17 protein-coding genes are annotated in these 17,241 nt (G+C 35.9%); 1 reads left to right on the top strand and 16 read right to left on the bottom strand.

Features of this window, described 5'->3' with window-relative positions:
- Positions 1-3 precede the first annotated feature (3 nt).
- The 16 genes from HH_RS07380 to HH_RS07460 all read right to left on the bottom strand — a co-directional run bounded on the left by HH_RS07380 (position 4) and on the right by HH_RS07460 (position 15,487).
- Positions 4-549, bottom strand: coding sequence for a hypothetical protein (locus HH_RS07380; protein ID WP_011116361.1), 546 nt, complete (start codon positions 547-549; stop codon positions 4-6).
- Between the two features lie 238 nt (positions 550-787).
- Positions 788-1,603, bottom strand: coding sequence for a hypothetical protein (locus HH_RS07385; protein ID WP_011116362.1), 816 nt, complete (start codon positions 1,601-1,603; stop codon positions 788-790).
- A gap of 3 nt (positions 1,604-1,606) precedes the next feature.
- On the bottom strand, positions 1,607-1,816 hold the full coding sequence (locus tag HH_RS07390) for a hypothetical protein (RefSeq protein ID WP_041309129.1): 210 nt from the start codon (positions 1,814-1,816) through the stop codon (positions 1,607-1,609).
- 587 nt (positions 1,817-2,403) lie between these two features.
- Positions 2,404-2,703, bottom strand: a complete 300-nt coding sequence (locus tag HH_RS09750; RefSeq protein ID WP_011116365.1) for a hypothetical protein — start codon at positions 2,701-2,703, stop codon at positions 2,404-2,406.
- A 115-nt stretch (positions 2,704-2,818) separates the two neighbouring features.
- Positions 2,819-3,526: a hypothetical protein gene (locus HH_RS07405; RefSeq protein ID WP_011116366.1), complete on the bottom strand. Its 708-nt coding sequence runs from the start codon at positions 3,524-3,526 to the stop codon at positions 2,819-2,821.
- A 17-nt stretch (positions 3,527-3,543) separates the two neighbouring features.
- The gene (locus HH_RS07410) at positions 3,544-3,861 is read right to left on the bottom strand and encodes a hypothetical protein (RefSeq protein WP_011116367.1); all 318 of its coding nucleotides are present in this window, start codon (positions 3,859-3,861) and stop codon (positions 3,544-3,546) included.
- A 245-nt stretch (positions 3,862-4,106) separates the two neighbouring features.
- The gene (locus HH_RS07415; RefSeq protein ID WP_011116368.1) at positions 4,107-5,444 is read right to left on the bottom strand and encodes a 2-hydroxyacyl-CoA dehydratase; all 1,338 of its coding nucleotides are present in this window, start codon (positions 5,442-5,444) and stop codon (positions 4,107-4,109) included.
- Between the two features lie 21 nt (positions 5,445-5,465).
- Entirely contained in the window at positions 5,466-8,495 is a 3,030-nt protein-coding gene (locus tag HH_RS07420) for an acyl-CoA dehydratase activase (RefSeq protein WP_011116369.1), read from the bottom strand.
- Between the two features lie 73 nt (positions 8,496-8,568).
- Positions 8,569-9,231, bottom strand: a complete 663-nt coding sequence (locus HH_RS07425; protein ID WP_226989484.1) for a hypothetical protein — start codon at positions 9,229-9,231, stop codon at positions 8,569-8,571.
- Positions 9,206-9,796 (bottom strand): D-sedoheptulose 7-phosphate isomerase, encoded by a 591-nt coding sequence (gmhA, locus tag HH_RS07430; protein ID WP_011116371.1) that lies wholly within the window; start codon positions 9,794-9,796, stop codon positions 9,206-9,208. Before gmhA ends, HH_RS07425 begins: the two co-directional genes overlap by 26 nt.
- On the bottom strand, positions 9,781-11,229 hold the full coding sequence (gene rfaE1, locus HH_RS07435; protein WP_011116372.1) for a D-glycero-beta-D-manno-heptose-7-phosphate kinase: 1,449 nt from the start codon (positions 11,227-11,229) through the stop codon (positions 9,781-9,783). Before rfaE1 ends, gmhA begins: the two co-directional genes overlap by 16 nt.
- 23 nt (positions 11,230-11,252) lie before the next feature.
- The gene (gene rfaD / locus HH_RS07440; protein WP_011116373.1) at positions 11,253-12,260 is read right to left on the bottom strand and encodes an ADP-glyceromanno-heptose 6-epimerase; all 1,008 of its coding nucleotides are present in this window, start codon (positions 12,258-12,260) and stop codon (positions 11,253-11,255) included.
- A gap of 10 nt (positions 12,261-12,270) precedes the next feature.
- Positions 12,271-12,804 carry a D-glycero-alpha-D-manno-heptose-1,7-bisphosphate 7-phosphatase gene (locus tag HH_RS07445; protein WP_011116374.1) on the bottom strand — a complete coding sequence of 178 codons (534 nt, stop codon included), beginning with the start codon at positions 12,802-12,804 and terminating at the stop codon, positions 12,271-12,273.
- Between the two features lie 233 nt (positions 12,805-13,037).
- Complete coding sequence (locus HH_RS07450) at positions 13,038-13,784, bottom strand: sulfite exporter TauE/SafE family protein (protein WP_011116375.1); 747 nt, start codon at positions 13,782-13,784, stop codon at positions 13,038-13,040.
- A 6-nt stretch (positions 13,785-13,790) separates the two neighbouring features.
- Entirely contained in the window at positions 13,791-14,720 is a 930-nt protein-coding gene (locus tag HH_RS07455; protein WP_011116376.1) for a ribose-phosphate pyrophosphokinase, read from the bottom strand.
- A 56-nt stretch (positions 14,721-14,776) separates the two neighbouring features.
- Positions 14,777-15,487, bottom strand: a complete 711-nt coding sequence (locus HH_RS07460) for a hypothetical protein (RefSeq protein ID WP_011116377.1) — start codon at positions 15,485-15,487, stop codon at positions 14,777-14,779.
- A 281-nt stretch (positions 15,488-15,768) separates the two neighbouring features.
- Here HH_RS07460 and der point away from each other — a divergent pair, with 281 nt between their 5' ends.
- Complete coding sequence (gene der, locus HH_RS07465) at positions 15,769-17,232, top strand: ribosome biogenesis GTPase Der (RefSeq protein WP_011116379.1); 1,464 nt, start codon at positions 15,769-15,771, stop codon at positions 17,230-17,232.
- The last annotated feature ends 9 nt before the right edge of the window (positions 17,233-17,241 follow it).

Below are 17,241 nucleotides of genomic sequence, written 5' to 3' on the forward strand. Positions count from 1 at the left end.
AATTTAACTTAATAAATTTTTAAGGCTTATACCACATTCAAGCATAAGTGCATAATCATTGCGTGGAGGCAGCGTGATAGGGGTATTATATGTTTTATTGTGATAAAAAATACCCATTGCTCTTACATAAATATCGCTTTTCTTGCTGTATTCATCTCCTCTTTTAAAGCGTATACCGATAAAAGTATCAATGCGATAGCTTCCATCAATATTGTTTCTTTGAGATATAGAGTTTTTATCTGCATTTTGGCTTGTGTAGTATCTTACAATACTTGGGCTTATTCCTAATCCTAACTCTAACATTATGCCACTGCTTATCTTTGCGTGATTGGCGATATATGCGCCCATAAAGAGTTGATTTGTACTAAAGGTGGTATTTTCTCCAATGCTGTATCGCTCAATTTTTGTTTCAACATAGAGAAAAAGAGGATTCTCTCCACCAAGTTTTGCGCCAATATGCGCGTAGGCAGAAGCTAAAAGAGAATTATAATTTTGCTTATTTGAATCTATTGTGGGTGCAAAGGTAGGATTGACTTGTCCTATATTCACACCCCCTGCGATATAGAGCTTATCCCAATGTCCTCCAGCATATCCAGAGAGATATACGCCTGTATCATAAGTTTTACTATGATGTGCCCCTAGCCCTATGCGTATATCCTCACAATGTGAGCTATAACAAGTATAGGCAAAGGCATTAGTGTAAAGGAGAAAAACTAAAATGATTTTGTTTATAAGAACTCCTTGTATTAAATCTTGATTTTATCTTTACTCAAATGTTGCATTTCAATTAATAGCGAAAATCCAAACTTACGCCAAATTCAAGCATAGCGACAAGATTTTTTGTCGCAGGATAGGTAAAAGCAGGAGTAGTATTTTTAGAAGAGCCGGCATTTAAATCAAAATATCGCACCTTAAGCTTTGTGTAATACACAGGGCTTTTTTCATAAGATTGAGCCATATTTTTGCCAAATACTATGCCCAAAGAACCCTCCCACAAACTCCCGCCATCAATATTTAAACGCCCAGAATCTCCAGTGCCTTGATATTTGAAAGTATGCCCTTGATTTGAGCCTACTGCATAGCTATAACTTAATCCATACTCTAGGGCAGCTTTATTAAGACTCTTGCGTCCCGAAATACTTCCACCTATAAATACAAAGGCACTTTGGAGGTGATTACCCTTTTGTATCCTAAAGTCATAAACCTCAAGAGGCACGATAACAGAGATAAAGAGCGGATTTTCCAGTGAGCCGAGATTGATACCTACGCGAGGTTTAGCAGATACAAAGTTTCCTATATCTTTAGCAGGAGCATTTGCTCCGATGAGGGAGCCCTCAATCTGTGAGTGAGATATTCCTCCTAGAAAATCAGCTCCTATGCCAAACCAACGCCAGTGTTTCCCTACAGATACAGGTATGTATCCGCCATAGCTTGTGGCTTTTGGGTTGGAAGAGGCATTCATATCACCATAATATACTCCCAAACCAATGCGTAAGTCATCACAGCTTGTATCCGAACATTTATACGCCCATACATTAGCACACAACCCACAGCAAAGAAGAAGTATGAGACAACAATATTTTAATTTGATTAAGCAATTCATAATTTACCCCTCTATCAATCTCATTTCCTCATCACTTAAAGCCACTACATTAAGATTGTTTGCATTTGCAGTAAAAAGAAATGCTGCATCAGCTTGACTAAGAGATGTGTTTTGCGCATGGTGTGCATTCTTTTGTGAAGTAGATTCTAATGCACAAAGCGGACTAAAAGCTAAACCCAAACATAAAGTCAAAACCAAACCAAGTTTGTTCATAAAGAACTCCTTAAATATTAAAATATGTTCTTTAAAACATATTTTAAGAGTTTTACATTGTATATTACATTTAATAAAAAACACTTAATTTAGTTTATTAATATTATTATGGGTTTTTATTCTTTAGAAAATTTTGATAATAAAAAGTTATACGATGTTGTTGCCTATATTAAGGATAAGCAAACAAATGATGATAGTTGAAAAGATATAAAAATATCTCTGTTCATTTTTTCTTTTGATTACTTTCAACAAAATAAAGCAGATAAAAAATGCATATAGCCCAATACAAAGTGTTATCCAAATATTTATGTTTAAAGAAGCAAATACCGAGCTGATATTTATAGGTTCTCTAGAAGAAGTCCCCCATAAAAATATGGCTATTATACATACATAGCCAATCAATACAGCCACAAACTCAAACTTATGCATATATTTAAAAGAAAAAAGCAAATAATTTGTGCAAAGCAAAATAAGAAAAGTAAGCCATATAAATATTTGTTCCAAAATAAATGCCATAATTGTAGCTCTTATATTTGAAGTTAAGATAGTGTAACGGAGATTTGTCTTGTTACACTATTGCCTATAAATCAAAATGGAGGTTTGCCACTATAAATAGGGTCATTTGGTGCTGGGGCATTTAAATAGGATAAAAAACTTAATCCTAACCCCATTAATATCGGCCAAAATTCTCCTGCTGCTACCCCCATTTCCTCATCACTTAAAGCCACTACATTAAGATGACTAGCATTACTAGCAAAGAGAAAATTTGCATCAGCTTGACTAAGAGATGTATTTTGCATATTCTTTTTATAAGTAGATTCTAACGCACACAGCGGACTAAAAGCTAAACCCAAAGATAAAGTTAAAGCTGTAATATTCTTATTCATAAAAAATCCTTAATATTTATTTCAAAAATTAAGTCTTTATACTACCTTCAAGTAGCAAAAAACCTAGAAACATCAAGCCTAGAGATTCTATTATTAAAGAATCTCTCAAGCCTCCTTAGAACTTAATCCCTACTTCTACTCCACCTAAGAAATGTTTAGTAGCAGGACGAGTAAAAGTTGCATTGAACTTAGAAGTTGCTAGATTGTAGTATTTTGCACGAAGATTCATAAAAAAACCTATTTCCTCTGTAATGTCATATACAAATCCTACCCCACCTTTAATAGCATAGCTAGAACCATCTACGTCAATATCATCATTTTGTTGTTTATAATAGCCCGATAGCATATAGTGATAGCCCACATTATATTCAAAGGTTAAGCGATTTCTTTTTATGAAACCTTGCAAATCAGCTCCCACAAGCATAAGTCTACTATCAATCCAATTATTTGAAGCTGAGTATTCAAAATTATCAAGACTACCTATTACGCTAAGATAGAGTGGGGCATTTGGAGTGAGGAGATTTACCCCAGCACCCAAGAGGACATTGCTCATACGAAATGAATTGCTTTTGCTTCTATCTCTTTTGTCTTTACCAAAATTTGTTTCAACATCAAATTGCAACAAAAATCTTTCCTGAAGCAAAGAACTTCTCCCTCTTAGAGCCACATAACCACCTGTATTAGTGATGTCTTTTTCCCCACTTGGTTGTTGAAGGCTATATACACCGCCTATACCTATTTTTGACGCACTATATTCACCCGCATACGCACATACTGCACCAAAGAGAGAGCAACCTAAAAATATTTTGCGGAAATGTTTCACTATTCATCCCCCCCAGCTTATCTAAACCATTTTTTGATCTTTTTGACTACTTTGACTACTTGTTTGCCTGTTTCATAATACTTATACGCTTTATATGCTGTTGTTACAGCAGTAAGGATAACTCCTTCTCCCTCTGTCTTTTGCATTTCCTCATCACTTAAAGCCACTACATTAAGATTGTTTGCATTTGCAGTAAAAAGAAATGCTGCATCAGCTTGACTAAGAGATGTGTTTTGCGCATTGTGTGCATTCTTTTGTGAAGTAGATTCTAATGCACAAAGCGGACTAAAAGCTAAACCCAAACATAAAGTCAAAACCAAACCAAATTTGTTCATACGAACTCCTTATATTGAAATGTAAAAATTGACTTTACAAAAAAACTATCAAGTTTTAAGTAGTCTTAGTCATATTTCCATAATAAAGTTTAAATTTTTATTAATGTATTGAGCATTACTTTTAGGTTAAGTAATATGTGGGGGTGTATAAAAAGAAAAGAGAGTATGAAACCCCCTTGAATACTGAATACAATCTTATATAAGTTACAATTTTACTCACTTGCTTGGGTGCGCATAAATGCGCATTAAGCATTTGCAGTGTGCGCCTTTTTAGCATTGCTTAACATAAGCTTGATGCGATTTTCTTGATTAACTTTTGTCGCACCCGGGTCATAGTCAATGGAGACGATATTGCTTTGTGGGTTGCGCTCTTTTATCGTTTTCATCATACCGCGTCCTACAATATGATTAGGCAGACAACCAAAAGGTTGGGTGCAAACAATGTTTTCCACACCTTGCTCAATGAGTTCAAGCATTTCAGCAGTAAGCAACCACCCCTCGCCCATATTCATACCTTCAGAGACATAGCCTTGCACCGCTTTTTTCGTGTATTTAAACGCAGTGGGTGCTCTAAATACACCGTGCTTTTTAATGGCTTTAATTGTATCAATTTGTTTGCTTGCAAAAAACCAATACACCACACGATAAATAAGCGCTTGCATAAGTGTGCCACCATACATTTTGCCACCCACAATTGTATCATTGATACAATACAAGCAAAAGTCCATAAAGCCCGGAATTACAACCTCACAATCTTCTGCTAAAAGGAAATCTTCAAGATTATTATTGCCAAGCGGAGAGAATTTGATATAAATCTCACCTACAATGCCTACGCGCACTTTTTGCTTGGTATCTCTAGGGATAGAGGCAAAATCATCAAGGATAAGTTTCATATCTTTTTTGAGCGCACTATATTTTCTTAATCCCTCATTCGTGCCCTCACTTGTAATGCGACGCACCCATTTATCTACCATTGCATCGGTATCACCTTTATTTTTCTCATAAGGACGGCATTGATTAGCAATATGCATTATCAAATCCCCATACACAATTGCGTTTAAAAGATTTTGTAGCATTGGGCGCGTAACGCTAAAGCCTTGGTCAGCTTCTAATCCACTAAAATTAAGAGAGATAACAGGAATATTCCCAAATCCCGCTTTATTGAGAGCTTTTCGCAAGAGATAAATATAATTACTTGCACGACAACCCCCTCCTGTTTGCGTAATCAGTAATGCGACTTTTTGCAAATCCCACTTACCACTTTTAAGCGCATCAATCATTTGCCCAATCACAAGCAATGCAGGATAACAAGTATCATTATGGACATTGCGCAAACCTTCATCTACCACGCCTTTCCCATCATTATGCAAAAGCTCCGCATTATAGCCGTGTAAGTGCAAGATTTTTACAAGCAATTCAAAATGAACAGGCAACATCATCGGCACAAGAATTGTATGTGTTTGCTTCATCTCTGCAGTAAATGGCACGCGTTTAAGTTCGCGCTTATTTTCTGTTTTGATAATCAACGATTGAGAATCTGGCGTTTGCCAAGAATTAATATGAGGGGTCATTTTTTGTGTCATAGGATTCCTTTATAAATAAATTTAAGCATTCTCAAGTATTTGAGTTGATTGTAGCAAAATTTTTGCATTTTTTTGCGCTTGTTTTTCTTCCATTGCTCCAAGCAGACTTCGGATTCTGATTTTTACCGCGCCTAAATTGCTGATTTCATCAATTTTGAGCTGAGTGTAGAATTTCCCGTGAGATTCTAAAATCTCGCGCACTTCATCAGTTGTAATAGAATCTATTCCGCAACCAAAGCTTACAAGCTGCACAAGCTCAAGATTCTCATCACTACTTACAAAGGCTGCTGCATTATAAAGCCGTGAATGATAGCTCCACTGATTAAGGATATGAAGTTCTCCCGCATCTGCTAAATGCTCGACACTATCCTCACTTAGCACAACAAGCCCTAAAGAATTAATGAGCTTATCAATGCCGTGATTGATTTCTGGGTCAATATGATATGGACGTCCGCATAACACAATAGCCTTGAGTTTATTTGCTCGTGCGAAATGTAGAGCTTTTTCGCCTTGTAGTTTTACATCACTTAGCCATTCATCACGCACTTCATAGGCTTTTTCTACTGCCTTGAGGAATGACTTTTTATCCGCACCCAATTCTTTTTTGAAAAATACAAAGCCCTTTTTCTTAAAATCTTCTTTTTGATGTAATCCAAAATACGGATAAAAAAAGCTTACTTCTCGTAATTTATCAACATTTGCATTTAAAAGTTCGGGATAATAAGCTACAACAGGGCAATTATAATTATTTGTGCTTGAATCTTTGTGTTTTTCATCGCCAGCAAAACTATAACTCATACAAGGATAAAAGATTTTATCCACCCCTTTTTTCAAAAGATTCTCAATATGTCCGTGCAGGAGCTTAGCAGGGTAGCATACCGTATCGCTTGGGATACTATATTGTCCTAAGGAAAAGGTCTTTCGTGTGGTAATATCAGAGACTACCACTTCATAGCCCAATTCGCTAAGCAATGTATGCCAAAAAGGCAGATTCTCATACATATTAAGCCCTAAGGGAATACCTATTTTTCCCTTTGTGAGGCGAGATTTGTCCATATTTTCATAAGCACAAAGAGATTTAATTTTATTGAGTTTATAATCATACAAGTTGGGCAAAAAGAGGAGCTTTTTAAAGCCTAGTGGCTTATCACAGCGATTACCTGATATAAACTTTTTGCCCTCGCCAAAGCGATTAATCGTTAAATGGCAATTATTCCCACAGATTTTACATACACTTGCGGTTGCAGTATGTTTGAAAGTGGCTAATTCCTCTTGTTTCATTGTGCTTGAATGTTCTAACCCTAAGTCTTTTGCATATAATGCTGCGCCAAATGCTCCCATAAGTCCGCTGATTTTGGGTCGCACAACCTCTCTACCGATTTCTTTCTCAAAGCTTCTAAGCACTGCATTGTTGAGGAATGTTCCACCTTGCACGACAATTTGCTTACCCAAATCATCTGCATCGCGTGCACGTATAACTTTATAAATAGCATTTTTAACTACACTCATAGAAAGCCCAGCACTAATATCTTCAATGCTCGCACCCTCTTTTTGTGCTTCTTTAACCGAGCTATTCATAAACACCGTGCAGCGGCTTCCAAGCTCCACAGGTTGTTTGGATTCTAAACCAAGCTTAGAAAAAGTTTGTATATCATAACCCATAGATTTTGCAAAAGTTTCAATAAAACTTCCGCAACCTGAGCTACACGCTTCATTAAGCATTATAGAATCTATGGTTTGGTTTTTGATATAAAAGCATTTCATATCTTGTCCGCCAATATCAATGATAAAATCTACTTTAGGATTAAAGTATTTAGCAGCCTTAAGATGTGCCATTGTTTCTACAAGTCCAGCGTCTAAGGTAAAGGCAGCCTTTATAAGCTCTTCACCATAGCCAGTAACCGCACTTCCTTTAATGTTGATTTTATCACCAAAATGTTCATAAATGTAAGTAAGTTGCGTTGATATGACTTCTACGGGATTGCCTTTGTTAGAATTATAATATTGATATACAATGGCATTATGACTATCAAGCATAACAAGCTTTGTTGTTGTGCTTCCGCAATCTATGCCGATATACACATCAATTTTGTGATGATTATTTGCCTTGTAGGCTTGCTCAATTTCTATTTCTTCTACACTTGCACTTTCGTGCCGTGCAATAAAGGCATTATAATCAGATTCTGAAGCGAAAAGCGGCTCAAGATATTTATTGCTTGAAGTAGTGTTTTTGCTTTCTTCAAGTATGGTAATGAGTGACTGACAAGTATAAGTTTTTTCTAACTCACGTGCTTGAAGGGAGACGCCAATCGCCACGGCATATTGTGCAAAATCAGGAAAAATGGCGTGTTCTTTATCAAGTTTTAAAGTTTTTGCAAATCGCTCTTGCAAGCCCTTATAATAAAAAAGCGGTCCTCCAAGAAAGAGAATCTTCCCTTCAATTTTGCGTCCTTGAGCTAATCCTGTGATAGTTTGATCTACGACAGCCTGAAAAATACTTGCAGTAATATCTTCTTTATTGACACCTTGATTAAGCAATGGCTGGACGTCAGTTTTAGCAAATACGCCACAACGAGATGCTATGGGGTAGAGTTTTTGGCATTTAAGTGAAATATTATCAAATTCTTCTGGTGTAATTGCAAGTAAAGTTACCATTTGGTCAATAAATGCGCCTGTTCCACCTGCACAAGAACCATTCATACGCTCCTCTGTTCCACCTGTGAGAAATATAATCTTTGCATCTTCTCCGCCAAGCTCAATGACTGCATCGGCATCAGGCACAAGATGACGCACTGCTCCGGCTGTAGCAAATACTTCTTGCACGAAATCAATCCCCGTAAGTTTGCAAATACCAAATCCCGCAGAGCCTGAAATAGCAACTTTAAATTCTCTATCGCCAATAATTTGAGCAATACTTTGCACGATTTGTATGCTTTTTTCGCGCACTTTTGAATAGTGTCGCTCATACACTTGAAAAATGATGTCATCTCCGTCCATAAGAGCGACTTTTGCTGTTGTGCTACCAATATCAATCCCTAGCGTTAAACTCATAAAAACCCCTTAGTAAAAAACAAAACTCAAGCATAAAATAACATTGTATCAAAAAAAGGAAAAAAACGATGCATCAACAACAACAAATTTTTAATATATTGTCGTGAATCTGTATCCATATTGATGAATCTATATCAATATGTTTTTTGCATTTATAGCATTCAAGATTGGCGACTTGCAAAGCAATCATTTCTTTTTGCCGCAAGGTGGGATTTGCTTCCAAAAGTTCTAAATATTGATTTTTAAAGACATATACACTCAAGGTGCTATCAATAGTTTGTCCTTCTCTCATTTGTTTTAAAATATCACTGCATAATGGGCAGAGCTCAAGTGGGTAGTCGTTATATAATCCCACTTCGCTTATTCCTTGTTTGATGCTCAAGCTAAAAGCATTGCGTTTTGTAATCTTGGCGGTGTAATGGCGATGAGTGAGTGTGTGGTGCTTATTTGTTGGATTAAAGTCAGTTTGAATATTATCACATTGACAAAAATGCAGACGAGGCAAACCATTTGTTTGAGATTGTTTATAACTAATGCGCTTTTCATATAAAAACACAGGTGCAAGCATACCCTCGCCTAGAAGAACATATATAAAATAGTGTCCAAAGATTAAATCTACCGATGAGACACTGATGCCATCACTATGGAGCATATCAAAAAGTGTATCTTTGATAACGTGTTTTTGCGTGTTTTGGAAAGATTGAATAGTTTTAGGAAATAACATTTGTGTTACCATTTTCGCCACATTCGCTTTCAATAATATCACATAAAATATGAATAATTAAAATGTGTAATTCTTGGATTCTAGGCGTGTCATTATCTGGCATAATAAGATTAATATCACAAAGTGCACTAAGTTTTCCTCCATCACGCCCACTAAGTCCGATAACGAAGCAGTCCATATCGCGTGCTATTTGTGCAGCTTTAAGAACATTATGAGAATTGCCACTTGTAGAAATACCAAAAAATACATCGCCCTTTTGTGCGAGAGATTCTACTTGTCGTGAGAATACATATTCAAAGCCATAATCATTGCCAATGGCTGTAAGCGCAGAAGTATCTACACTTAAAGCAATGCCTGCCAAGCCTTTTCGTTCTCTTTTGTAACGTCCTGTGAGTTCCGCAGCGAAATGTTGTGCATCAGCTGCGCTACCACCATTGCCACAAATGAGAATTTTGCCCCCATTTTTAAGAGATTGAATAAGAATATCTGCTGCTTTTTGTATTGCAGGGGTGAGAGTAAAAATCTTTTGTGCGCTTTGTAAATGAGCGTTGAATTCAGATTCTATGAGTGTTTGCATATTTTGCTCCTTTGGATAGATTCTATGATATTTGAAGTAGAGTGCCCTTCAATAAAATCAATAAGCACAACTTCTTTGGCGTATTCTTTCCCAACAACTTCCTTATTATGATAATCACCGCCTTTGACAAGTACATCGGGCTTAATAGCCTTAATAAGCTCTAAGGGTGTGTCTTGACAAAAGCTCACTACATAATCTACACATTCTAAGCCAGCAAGCATAAGGGCACGATTATGTAAGGTATTGATAGGACGTTCCTTTCCTTTAAGTCGTTTTATAGAATCATCATCATTTAATCCCACAATCAAAATATCGCCCAAATCACGTGCCTTGTTGAGATAGCTCAAGTGTCCTATATGTAAGATATCAAAGCAACCATTTGTAAAAACGATTTTGCTTTGTTTCAAGTCTTTAAGGAGCGTGAATAAACTTTCTTGAGAGATGATTTTAGATTCTATATATTGCTGTAGATTAGAGGGTTGAGTGTGGATATATTGTAGAATCTCACTATGAGTTGCAACTGCACTCCCAACTTTACCCACAACGACTGCTGCTGCGACATTTGCAAATTCACACGCTTGAAAAATATCACAACCACTACTTAGAGCAAAACTAAGCGCAGCAATTACCGTATCTCCCGCACCTGTAACATCATATACTTCTTTTGCACGAGTAGGGATAATATGTATTTGATTATTATCAAATATGCCAATCCCATCTTCGCTGAGTGTAATGAGTGAAATATCAAGCTGGCATTGAGTTTTGAGTGTCATACCTGCTTTGATGAGCGAATCTTTATCGCAGATAGTAATGCCTGTGGCAAGTTCAGCCTCTTTTTTATTAGGAGTGAGGAGTGTTGCACCTGTGTATTTACTATAATCTTTGCCTTTAGGGTCGCAGAGGACAAGCTTAGATTTACTTTTTGCATAATCAATGACAAAATGTGTGAGTTCATCATTTAATAATCCCTTGCCATAATCAGAAATAATAATACAATCCACTTCATCAAGCACAGCGTGGAGATGTTGGACAATATTATTATGAATATGAGAATCTATGGGCGTTTTACTTTCCCTATCTACGCGTAAAACTTGTTGATTAGCAATGATAACACGCGTTTTTTTAGTCGTAGGACGCGAAGTATCTACAAAAAGATAAGAAATATCCACCCCCATAGATTCTAATTTTTCACCAAGCCAGAATCCTGCCTCATCATTACCCACAACGCCACACACAAAGACTTGTGCATTCAAAGCAATGAGATTATGCACGACATTGCACGCTCCACCTAAGCGATTATTTTCATCTTTGACATCTACTACTTGCACAGGAGCTTCAGGCGAGATACGCTCACAGCTTCCCCATACATAATGATCTATCATTAAATCACCAATAACAAGAATTTTAGGACTCTTAGATTCTAAACCAAACATTATCTACTCTTTTATCCTTAATATTATATTTTTGGATTTTCACGTTCAAAAATTGCTTTGATTTCTTTAAGGTATGTCTTTATGCCTTCTTCAAGACTAAAACGTGGCATATAAGAGAGATGTTCTTTTGTAGAAGCAATATCAGCTTGTGTATGAGTTTGGAAAAAAGCATAAGGATTATCAAAATATTCCACTTCAAAATCTCCAATTCCATCTTTAAGACACGCAATAATATCATTAAAGCTTCTTGCCTCGCCACTGCCGACATTATAAATACCACTTTGCATAGATTCTATGGCTTTGATATTAGCTTGAATAACATCTTTAATATAGACAAAATCTCGCTTTTGCTCACCATATTTAAAGAGTCTCACTTTTTTATGTTTAAGTGCTTGTAGTCCAAGTTGCAAAATCATTGAGGCAGTTTTGCCTTTATAAAATTCCCTCTCTCCATAAACATTAAAATATCTTAATCCAATAATAGGATAACTAGGATTTGAAGTAAGAATCCTCCTTACACTTTCGTCCATACAGAGTTTAGAATATCCATAAATATTTTCCGGCATTTCGCCGCTTCCTACACTATTGGGTGCAGGAGAATTACCATAAGTTCCAGCCGATGAAGCATAGATAACCATTGCTTGGGATTGAGTGGCAATATCAAGCAAGCGCAAGAATGATTCGTGATTAGTTTTCATAACAAGCTCTTGATTAAGCACGGTGGTATCAGAAATAGCAGCTTGATGAAAGATAATGTCAAAATCATAAGATTTAAGCTTTTCTAAATCGCTAGGATTATTAATATCGCCTACAATCACTTTGTCTTTAAAACCAATAAGATTCTTAAAATGTCCAAGTGTTGTTGGGTTGCCACTAGGGAAAGTCTCATCATTACGAAACTTATCAAATACATATACTTGAGCAAGTGGGTGATGTTTTTGAAAATAAAAGGCGAGATTGCTTCCAATGAATCCAGCTCCACCTGTAATGAGTATTTTTTTTTCTGCAAGGTCATCATAAATGTATTTCATACTTGCTCCTTTAAAAGTGAGATTCTTTTATTATACTATGGAGTTGGTGTAAAGTTGCAATCTTTTGCACATTTTTAAGCGAATTATCATTTACTTGTGCCTCTCCTAGTAAAAATTTCCCATTAATATGTGCATTTTGTGCACATTGCATATCTGTAATTTTATCGCCTATAAAAAATGAATGTGCTAAATCAATATTAAAATCTCTGCAAGCCGCTTTAATCATACCTATTTTAGGTTTCCGACAATCACAATTTTCGCTCGGTAAATGAGGGCAGTGATAGATTCTATCAAAACCAAAGCCAAGTTGTGCTTTGAGTCTCTCTTGCATATATTGATGAAGTGTGTTCAAATCAGATTCGTTATAATAGCCGCGCGCAATGCCAGATTGATTTGTAATAACAAGTAAGAGGTAATTTTGTGCTTTAAGTGTCTCTAGTAATGCAAAAAGCCCATCACAAAAGATAAAGTCTTTAATTTTATATACATAGCCATTATCTTGATTAATCACTCCATCTCTATCAAAAAATGCACATTTTTGCATAAACTCTCCTCAAAATATTTAGAGTATTTATAACAAATTTTATTTATTTTTTGTGAGTATTTTATAAATTTTGTGCAATTTTTTTAGATTTTCACTTTACTTTCTCTCAAGTTTAATGTAGAACTAAGAATATCCGTTTCCTATAATTTATAATTTTGCCATAAATTTAATGTCATAAAATATCAAAACATAAAAAATTATAATACAAAAAAGCTGTGTTTCTTTTGTATTAATCAAGCACTTATAAATCCTAGAGCCCTAAGAGCTTTATATATTTCATAGCAACCAAAGCCTATCATACCCACGCCTCCAAGTCGCAAAAATAATATTCGCTTATTTTGCATTTTTGTGCTTATAAGACCTAGTGCAAGTAATGCAGGTGTAGCAGCTATGCCAAAAAGGCACATTGTGATTGCGCCATTGATACCGCTGCCAGATACCGCGGCAGTGAGTAGAAAATAATAGACTATGCCGCAAGGGAGTAATCCATTGCATAAGCCAAGTGCATAAAGTCGCCATATTGAACCTTTTGTGAGCAAAAAACACATTATTTTGCTAAGTGATTGAAAAGGAAGTGGTGTATGTAAAAATCTCGTAACTTTAGGTAGCCACGCTATTCCTATGCCAAAAATGACAAGAAGCGTGCCTACAATAAGCATTATTGCATATTTTATTTCATTATTTGGTGAAGCAATATATCCTATGCTCCCAGCTAAGAAACCAAGTATAGCATAAGTAGTAGTTTTACCGCAATGATAAAGGAGGTGAAAGGGTATTTGTGTAATGAATGAGGAGATAAAAGATGTGATATGGCTTTTTGGCTTTTGTAAAGTGTGTGAAGCTGTGCTTACTTGCGAATCTTGCACAGGCATATAAAGTGTGCTATATGCTAATACTATACCTCCGCACATACCTATGCAATGCCCAAATGAGGCAAAAAAAGCAATGCTTAAGAGGCTTATAATTTCTATATTTCCCATAACGATTTAGAAGAAGAGTGAATTGACACTTTCATTATGGCAGATTCTACGGATAACCTCTGCAAAAAGTGGTGCAACACTTAAAACTTTAATTTTTGGGTGTGCAACGCGCAGAGGAATAGAGTTTGTTACCACAACTTCATCAAGCGCACTTTTGGCTATTCTCTCAAGTGCTGGACCACTAAGCACAGGGTGTGTACCTAATGCAATAACACTATTGGCACCACGAGATTTGAGCACATCAGCGGCTTTGCACATTGTCCCAGCAGTGTCAATCATATCATCTATGAGAATGACGTCTTTGCCATCTACATCACCGATGATATTCATCACCTCACTTTCATTTGCCCTCTCACGCTTTTTATCTACGATAACCAAATCCATTCCGATTCTATCAGCAAAATGTCTAGCTCTCGCTACACCTCCAATATCAGGTGAAGCAACAATAGGATTTTTAAAGGATTTAGTTTTCAAATAGTCACGAAATACAATAGAACCATAGAGGTTATCCACGGGTATGTCAAAAAATCCTTGAATCTGCTCTGCGTGTAAATCCATTGTGATGACGCGGTGGATACCGCTTTGTTCTATGAGATTTGCTACAAGTTTAGCAGTAATGGGCACGCGTGGGACTACTTTTCTATCTTGTCTTGCATAGCCAAAATATGGAATCACTGCATTGATATTTTTTGCTCCACTGCGTTTAAGTGCATCAGTCATAATAAGAAGTTCCATTAAATGGTCATTTGCTGGAGCACAAGTAGGTTGAATAATAAAAATGTCTTTGCCACGCACAGATTCTCCAATTTGCACATTAATCTCACCATCGCTAAAGCGGTTGATTGTTGTTTTAGAGAGGGAAATATCAAGACATTTGGCAACTTCATTGCTAAAAAGTGTATGAGCTGAACCACTAAAGATTTTAAAACCTCGCATAAAGAATAGCCTTTAAAAAGTAAAGTTAAATGTTTTGTATTATAGGTAATGTCATTTTATATTTGGCTTATTTGGTTTGAAATATCTTCATTTTCTTCTATGGAGCATTCTAAGAAAAGTTCTGTTTCTTTTTGACTTAAAAGCTTGGCATTGATATGTTTATCAAGATTAATGAGCATTTCACTCCGTGCCCTATCACGGATAAATTGATTACTTTGGACAATAATACAAGGCGTATTTAAAATGGCTTTGTTAAAATGATGGATTCTATAAATTTGTAAGATTTCGTGAGGTTCTTTACTTTCATCGCTAAATTCTTCAAGCGTGAGTTTAAAGCGTTTAGGAGCGATTCTATTATAGAGATTTGAGCCTTTGGTGCTTGAGTAATAAAAAAGAATATTTTTACCTTGATTGTAAATTTGCGTCATACTCTTGTTGGAGCGAAGCGTGCGCACATCAAATATTGATTTTTGCTGATTAAGAAATGCTTTAAGAGCTTTAGAGCGAGGTAAAAGTGCGTAAGATTTACCATAGAGGGCAATATTTGCATCATCTTCTTTTAGTATAAAGATTATACCTTCATTGACATAGACTTCTTCAAATTTTGATTTTGTTTTAAAATGAGATTGGGATTTGACACTTTCTTCCTGAGCTTGTTTAGCAGAGGGTTGATTTTCTAAGGGTGCATTTGTTTTTGCGCAGCCTGTGATAAGTATGCTTAATTCAAGATATATACAGCAGATGGCGAGATGCAGAGATACTCTCATTTGTGCTTCCTTATTGCTAATCCGAATCTAAGTTTAATAAAATATCGTTGGAAAAATATTTTATTAAAAGAAGCTATAAAAAGTCTTTAAATATTTTATTCCCCTTTTTATTTTCACATCTTAAGTAAGCAAAAATGAGTATTATAAAGCCTGATATTTGGTATTTGCAAGGGGTTTTAAGCGAAATTATCAAAAAGTTATTTTATCAATCTAAAATCCAACTTTAATCCAACTTTGGCTAAGATGTCTTGTAAAAATATTTTATCAAATAGAGAATCTCAATGAAAACAATTGCAATTTTGGGCAAACCCAATGTAGGCAAAAGCTCCCTTTTTAATCGACTTATCAAGCAACATTTAGCTATCACTTCAGATGTAAGTGGGACAACGCGTGATGTAAAAAGAGCGTGTTTTGATATAAGTGGCGTAGAAGTAGAACTACTTGATACAGGTGGAATTGATAAGGCAGAGGGTTTATTTGCCAAAGTATCTGCCAATTCGCTAAAAGCAGGGCAAGAGGCAGATTTGGTTTTATATATGGTTGATGGGAATGTTGTGCCTCAAGATGATGATATTGCATATTTTCGCACAATTCAAAAGGCTAAAAAACCGCTTGTGCTTGTTATCAATAAGGTTGATAATGATAAAATCAAGCAACAAGCGTGGGATTTTGCGTGTTTTGGTGCAGAACAGATGTATTTTATTTCTGTGCATCACAATCGTGGGTTAAGTATTTTGCTTGAAGCTATTTTTGAACTCCTCTCTCTTGCAAAGGAGCAATCTTTAAGTAATAATTTGCGCTCACAAATGGATAACGAAGAGATTGATGAGAGTTTAGAGGAGTTTTTGGGTATTTTAGAATCTACTCCAAATAAGAGTGAGGAAAACATTGCTGTTGGGATTATTGGACGCGTAAATGTAGGCAAAAGCTCCCTCTTAAATGCACTTTTGGGTAAAGAGAGAAGTGTAGTAAGTGAAGTGGCTGGAACGACTATTGATCCTGTAGATGATGAAATGGATATAGAGGGCAAAAGAGTAAGATTTGTGGATACGGCAGGGATTAGACGCGCGAGTAAGATTTGGGGGATTGAAAAATTTGCACTTTTACGCACAAATGCAGCACTTGCCCAAAGTCATATTGTGATTTTAGTTCTTGATGCGAGCGAAAGTTTTGTTGAATTAGATGAAAAAATTAGCTCTCTTATTCCTAAACACGCTTTGGGAGTGATTGTTGTGCTAAATAAATGGGACAAAAAGCATAAGGAATATAAAGAAATCATCAAAGAATTTAAGCATAGATTCCCATTTCTTTCTTTCGCTCCAGTGATGACATTGAGTGCTCTTAATGGGCGTAATATTGATAAACTTAAAAAGGAAATTTTGAAGGTTTATCAGCGTTTTGCATATAGAATCCCTACAAGTGCGCTTAATGATGTTATCGCTCAAGCAGTAGCACATCATCATATTCCAAGCGATCACGGCAAGATTGTCAAAATTTATTATGCTACGCAATATGCCACACATCCGCCACAAATTGCGCTTGTGAGCAATCGCCCAGAAAGTTTGCATTTTAGCTACAAGCGATATATTATCAATATGTTAAGGGAGCAATTTGATTTTGAAGGTGTGCCAATTTTATTAAGTGTAAAGGGCAAAAATGCCAAAGATGAGGAAAATACATCTGCAAAAAAAGAATCTCCAAGTAAAGTATCGCATAGAGAATCTAAAAATCGCAGATTTGTATAAGAAATTTCT

It is taken from the genome of Helicobacter hepaticus ATCC 51449 (assembly GCF_000007905.1).
GTDB classification, from domain to species: domain Bacteria; phylum Campylobacterota; class Campylobacteria; order Campylobacterales; family Helicobacteraceae; genus Helicobacter_C; species Helicobacter_C hepaticus.

Coding starts and splice junctions, on each gene's coding strand:
- HH_RS07385 (WP_011116362.1), bottom strand. CDS start 1,603: ATGAATTGCTTAATCAAATTAAAATATTGTTGTCTCATACTTCTTCTT.
- HH_RS07390 (WP_041309129.1), bottom strand. CDS start 1,816: ATGAACAAACTTGGTTTGGTTTTGACTTTATGTTTGGGTTTAGCTTTT.
- HH_RS09750 (WP_011116365.1), bottom strand. CDS start 2,703: ATGAATAAGAATATTACAGCTTTAACTTTATCTTTGGGTTTAGCTTTT.
- HH_RS07410 (WP_011116367.1), bottom strand. CDS start 3,861: ATGAACAAATTTGGTTTGGTTTTGACTTTATGTTTGGGTTTAGCTTTT.
- HH_RS07415 (WP_011116368.1), bottom strand. CDS start 5,444: ATGACACAAAAAATGACCCCTCATATTAATTCTTGGCAAACGCCAGAT.
- HH_RS07420 (WP_011116369.1), bottom strand. CDS start 8,495: ATGAGTTTAACGCTAGGGATTGATATTGGTAGCACAACAGCAAAAGTC.
- HH_RS07425 (WP_226989484.1), bottom strand. CDS start 9,231: ATGGTAACACAAATGTTATTTCCTAAAACTATTCAATCTTTCCAAAAC.
- gmhA (WP_011116371.1), bottom strand. CDS start 9,796: ATGCAAACACTCATAGAATCTGAATTCAACGCTCATTTACAAAGCGCA.
- rfaE1 (WP_011116372.1), bottom strand. CDS start 11,229: ATGTTTGGTTTAGAATCTAAGAGTCCTAAAATTCTTGTTATTGGTGAT.
- rfaD (WP_011116373.1), bottom strand. CDS start 12,260: ATGAAATACATTTATGATGACCTTGCAGAAAAAAAAATACTCATTACA.
- HH_RS07445 (WP_011116374.1), bottom strand. CDS start 12,804: ATGCAAAAATGTGCATTTTTTGATAGAGATGGAGTGATTAATCAAGAT.
- HH_RS07450 (WP_011116375.1), bottom strand. CDS start 13,784: ATGGGAAATATAGAAATTATAAGCCTCTTAAGCATTGCTTTTTTTGCC.
- HH_RS07455 (WP_011116376.1), bottom strand. CDS start 14,720: ATGCGAGGTTTTAAAATCTTTAGTGGTTCAGCTCATACACTTTTTAGC.
- HH_RS07460 (WP_011116377.1), bottom strand. CDS start 15,487: ATGAGAGTATCTCTGCATCTCGCCATCTGCTGTATATATCTTGAATTA.
- der (WP_011116379.1), top strand. CDS start 15,769: ATGAAAACAATTGCAATTTTGGGCAAACCCAATGTAGGCAAAAGCTCC.